Raw genomic sequence first — 5,504 nt, forward strand, 5'->3', positions numbered from 1 at the left:
GATAAGAAAACAACAGTTAAAATAACTTACCCCTCTACATCTAGTCCATCTATTGAGGAATACCAGATTTTTGCAGAGAGACTGATGCCTATATTAGATATAAATGAATTTGCTGAATTAAAAGAAAAATTACAAAAATTTGATAGTCAATACTTAGAAAATGTAGTGACTTTGTCAAATGATAGTTTGTCTTTAAGTATGAAAACAAGCATCCAAAAACAAAATCGTAGAATCATCGACAATGAAGCGATGACGCTAGAACCCCTTGAAATTGTTTGTAGGTTACTACAAATCTTAAAAGGAAAACTACCAGAAAAAAATTTAAAAGAAAAAATACATCTACTATCAAAACAGTATCCTAGAACTATACTTTTAACTACTAATCTCACAAGAGAGCTTCCTCTAGAAATTCGCCCCTTTGTTACTTTCTTCTTAGGTGTAATGCTGATCGGCAAGGTCTCAGAAGACATCCGTTACCAAGCATTACTAGTAGCTCATGGAAATGCGACTGCTAGTAGTATTCAAGCTGTGGCAAATAAAATGTGTGGAGATTACGTTTTTGATGCTATCAATATGCCTTTATCATCTTCTGCTAGAGATATTATCACAAAAGTTAATGATTGGCTTTCAGAAAGAGATACATCTGAAGGAGTGATCATGCTTGTGGATATGGGCTCATTAACTCATTTATATAAGAGCTTGAAGCCTCAAATTTTAGGAGAATTATTAGTTATTAATAATTTAACTACCTCTTATGCACTTGTCTCTTATACACATCTAGATGTGTATAAGAGACAGGTTTAACAGAGATGGTAATAGAATAATACTGCAAAGCATTTATACATTGATGATAGCATGAAGATTTCCATACATATTCAATGCATGGACTTCTTAAACGCTATATACCCGTTTTCCTCATCCAGCTCGCCCTTATTTTAATTTGGCGCATCTTCAAAATTCCATTTTAATATACCACTGTAGATGCCTACGTTATCCGAAGGCTGTAGTTTCAAATGCAGTTTATCAGATAGATCGACTTTTGCATTCCCACTATCTTGCCAAATAACTTGTTCCGTAGAATTTAGATGAACTTCTTTCCCCTCATACGTCGTAAAAGATAATCGGTCATTAAGTTTATCACCTTGGCTATTCATTAATGGGGTTTCTTCAGACAGTTTAATGGTCCACAAGCTCTTATCTAATTTACTATTGTCTTCTACTTTAAAAATATTTCCTTCTTCTAGCGAAGAAACAGTATTCATGGATGGTATTTCTTTCACTCCAAAGTTAATATCTTCAGGAAGTGTGAGTTGGGGACTTGGTTCCGTTTGAATCGTTCTTACTTCCTCTTGAGAAACACAGCCTTCTTCATCTTTTAAATAAAATGCGACTTGTTGACCCAACCATTTTTCTGGTGCTTTAAAATGGAAAGTACGATTCTTTACTGTTTCAGCCGCTTCAGAATATTTTTCCAAAGTTATTTCTTCTTTCCCACATTTAGCCATCAAATAAATCTTTTCGTTAGCTTTATGTGAAAAATCAAACGTAATTTCTCTATCTTTAGTGAAGCGAGATACGTATAAGGGATCTTCTTTATCTAGTAATTCAAATTGTATGGACTTGCCTTTCTTATACCTATGAACAATCGTCTGTTCATCTGGTAAATAAATTCCTGTATCTTTGGAACTGTTTTTTATAGGATAATATCCTTTTATTTCAGGATAATCTTTTGAAACATCATACGGAGTGGTGACGATTCCCTCTTTGACTAAAGGCGATTGTAAGATATTATCTTTCTCATCAAGAAAAGGAATGATTATTTTACCTTTGTAATTTACAGAACTTTTCCCTGATTGTTCTCCTAGTGGTTGATCATTGAGCAATGTCTTTATGTCGAATGGTAATGGTAACTTTTCATCTTTAATCAGACCGATGTCTACAGGATAATCCGTTCCTTTCCAGTTTAGTTTAATATCATATAGCAATACCGTATCATATAAACGTTTGTCATTTAAATTGTTTATCACTAAAGCGACATTACCGTTTGGTTCATTGCTTATTTTAAACAAGTCTGTTAAATCATCACCATTGAGATTAGTTACTTTTGCTTCCTTAAAAGAATATTGATGGGTCGAATAAATTTTTTGTAAATTAAAACATAACTCCATTGATTTATTTTTTTCCCATTTTTCTATATTAGGAATCGTTTGCTGTGCTCTTAAATAAATGTCCTGATTTGCTTTCTCAAATGAAGAATCTACTCCGTAAGCTACAGGAAACTCTGGTTCAGCTAAGAAGTCCGTGACATAACCTACCGATGAAGTGGTGGCATCATTATTGTGAACAACAAAACTCACTTTATTAATAGGATTAGTGGTTAATTCTAGATCTTGTTTCGGATCACGCCACGGAATCCCTCTCGTTATATTTTTAAAATACACCCAGTAATCATTTGCTCCGCCATCCCAAGTATCATACAAAATATGAGTAGGATTATTAGCATACAATCCCTTGATCACAGTACTTGGAGATAAAAAACCAATATACTTATTAGGATTTAAGCCATAATAATTAAAAGCAGTCTCTACTGTTATTGGCTCATTGTTTTGATTTAGAAATTCATAGGTTACTATCATTTCACCATCAATATCAATACCCAGAAAAAAGCTTTCTGAAAAGAAGAGAGAACCACCTGCCAAATTGTCTTTATTTCTTTCTATGGTAACTTTTAAATTAATCTGTTCACCATGATAATATCCTACATTTTTAACTAGACAACTACTTACATTAGTACTTTTATCCACTGTTAAGTAATGTTCGTAAACTTTACCAGAAATCGGTACCACTTCAGTTTGTTGCCCGTGATGCATGATAAATGTATTATCTGCTGGTGTTTTTGACTGGTTTGCCCAATGAAAATATCCTAAATCAGTTAAGGGTCTCGGAGCAGCTTCTACCTTTCGAGAAGCAAAAAATAAAATTCCACCAAAAATAAATAATAATGCTATAAACTTTTTACTATTTTTCATTTTTTTCTCCGTAACAATACGTCTTTTTAAAGAATAAAATAACGAAATAATCAATAAAAAACTTATACCTATTATACCGATAAATCGATTCTGTTCTTCACTTGTTTTAGGCAACAGTCGGTTATCTTTTCTTGATGAAATCTTATCTAAATTGTCAGAAACAACTATTTTATTCATAGGTATCACTTTGTCACTAGACTGATAAAATGTAATTCCTACCCTACTAGTTGTTTGATCATCAGCTGATGCAGACACTGGGATTGCCGCCCCAATCAGCAATCCCAGGCAAATAATTGTTAAAATTTTTTTCATTTTTGTCTATTATATATATGAATTATTCACACATTTTTTAAGATCGTTTCCCCACTTCACAATCTTAAAAAATGATTCGAATACTTTTATGGATTTTTTCGTCGTAACTTAGTAATATACCCAATTAAACTGATGATAATGATCAAACAAAGAACTAAAAGAATATAGAATAAAGAATAATCCTTATTTTCTTTATTTACTTCCACTGCATCTTTGTTGAGCGTTTCGTCGTCCCCTTTAATTTCGAACTCTTTATAGAGAGACCATTTTTTACCTGAATCATCTTTTAACTGAATACTTAATTCATAGGTTCCTTTTTTCAGTGGCTCATTATTCAAATTAAAAGGAATCTGAAATTGTGTGCGTGGTGCAAAAGACACTTTTTGGTTGAATTCATGTAACGCTTCCTTTTCCCCTTTTTTCTTGATAACTGCATGTAGATCCATTTTGCTTTTAAGCACCGGCTCCGAATCTTCTAAATTGGCAAAAAGAGTCAAATAGCCATTCTCTAATCCAGGTTTAACCTTCGTTAAAGCAAATCCTGGTTCCACTTTTTTATCTGAACAAACTAGCTTTACACCGATTGTATATGCAAACTTATTCTTTAGACTAAAACCTTCATTTTTTTCTTCTTTTCCTTTTGTATCTTCATAGCAATAAAATCCTCCTAAAATGGTTCCTTCAAAACCTTTCTCTGGGATTTTCAATTGAAAGGTCACATCACGTTCCTCAGAAGGCTTCAATGTGATCGTCTGTGATTTAGAAATTAAATCTTGGAATACAGGTTTTCCCAATAACTTAGCCTCATGGTTAGAATAATCGATTGCTCCATTTTTATTAGTACAAGCATTATTGGCCTCTACCACTACTTTTATTTGTTTGGCAGTAGTGTTTTTCAATTTTAGTGATAAATCTTGTGTGGCGCCAGGTGTCACCTTTAGATCATAATAACTTGCTTCTGACTGCTGATTATCTGGTAAAATAGCTTGTGCATCAAAAGATACCTTGTTTGAATCTGCGAATATGTTTGTAGACAAATAGAATAAAGCAAAGAATGCTATACCAACAAAAAAGAGGGGAAAGCTTCTCCCCCACCCTTTTCGGACATTATGCTGGAGCATCAGACAACACCCAAGTCAAGTCAGCTGTATAGCTTTGTGCCTCTACCCCAGCACGTGGTACATGAAGCTTCACGTTTTCATTATGTCCATCTTTTCCTTCAAAAACTGCAGCAAAAGCTCCAGCTCCCTGTCCTTCTTTAGCAAGCATCACGTCTTGATAAACTTCATTTAAATCAAATGTTTGATTGGCTAATTTAGGAGCTTCAGAAGTATTGTCTTTAGTTACTACCCGGCCATTTGTCAAAGACATCTTCGCACCAGTTAACTCTTTCCCATTTTCTCCAATAAATGGAGAAATGGTAACTCCCAATGTCCAGCCTTTTGCTCCTCCACGAGTATCGTTTACTTGTACATACGGTTTTTTATTCAATGCATAGTAATCCGTATCTCCTTGTTGGATTTCTTGTTTACCAAATGTGATATTAGATGCAAATGGAATCGATAAAGAACCAACGTCTCCTGTACTTGGATCATCATCGTGTGTGTCATCTGGCACAACTGGTGTGACATCTGTTCCAGATCCTTCCGTCAAAGTAACGTCTGTCTTATTAGTTGTCCCTGATATCATATCTGCAGAAACCATACTTCCCGAAGCAGTTACTGCTAACAAACCTAACGCAGCAGTTGTGATCATTGTTTTTTTCATTTTATAATTCCTCCTAAATAATAATAGATCTAATTTGATCTAAAATAATTTTGACATATCCAGTACTTTTTATCTAGTTCAACTATTTTCCCAAATAAAGAAAGAAAATAAACTAGAGAATTTAATCAAAAAAACTAGCTATCCTTAACAGAATAACTAGCTTTTTTATTTTTTTAATTGATAAATCGTTTTCTCGAACAAACGCCAGTTTCTTTCGGTAGGTATATTTTTCATTAATAGTAATGGCGTTTTTCCAGTGTTGATGTAGTAATTAGAAATAACCAAATCTACTTCAGTTATATTTGTCCTGTAATCATAAAAAGCAAAAACATAAGAATGCCCAAAATACAGATTAATTTTATTCATTAACCATAACCGATGCGTATGGTGTAAATC

3 protein-coding genes and 2 pseudogenes are annotated in these 5,504 nt (G+C 33.4%); 1 reads left to right on the forward strand and 4 read right to left on the reverse strand.

The window, feature by feature from the left end; all coding sequences use genetic code 11:
* Positions 1 to 804, forward strand: a pseudogene (locus tag A5849_RS10295) (RNA polymerase subunit sigma-54); the annotation flags it as partial.
* 131 nt (positions 805 to 935) lie between these two features.
* Here A5849_RS10295 and A5849_RS10300 read toward each other — a convergent pair.
* The 4 genes and pseudogenes from A5849_RS10300 to A5849_RS15060 form a co-directional block, all read right to left on the reverse strand.
* A complete protein-coding gene (locus A5849_RS10300; RefSeq protein WP_241694617.1) occupies positions 936 to 3,341 on the reverse strand; it encodes an LPXTG cell wall anchor domain-containing protein in 2,406 nt (801 codons plus the stop codon).
* Positions 3,342 to 3,427: 86 nt separating this feature from the next.
* Entirely contained in the window at positions 3,428 to 4,462 is a 1,035-nt protein-coding gene (locus A5849_RS10310; RefSeq protein WP_086310075.1) for a DUF916 and DUF3324 domain-containing protein, read from the reverse strand.
* Complete coding sequence (locus tag A5849_RS10315) at positions 4,449 to 5,108, reverse strand: WxL domain-containing protein (protein WP_086310076.1); 660 nt, start codon at positions 5,106 to 5,108, stop codon at positions 4,449 to 4,451. The genes A5849_RS10310 and A5849_RS10315 overlap by 14 nt, the downstream gene beginning before the upstream one ends.
* A gap of 165 nt (positions 5,109 to 5,273) precedes the next feature.
* Positions 5,274 to 5,504: pseudogene (locus tag A5849_RS15060) on the reverse strand (transcriptional regulator); the annotation flags it as partial.

The organism is Enterococcus sp. 10F3_DIV0382 (genome assembly GCF_002140245.1).
Taxonomy (GTDB): domain Bacteria; phylum Bacillota; class Bacilli; order Lactobacillales; family Enterococcaceae; genus Enterococcus_B; species Enterococcus_B lactis.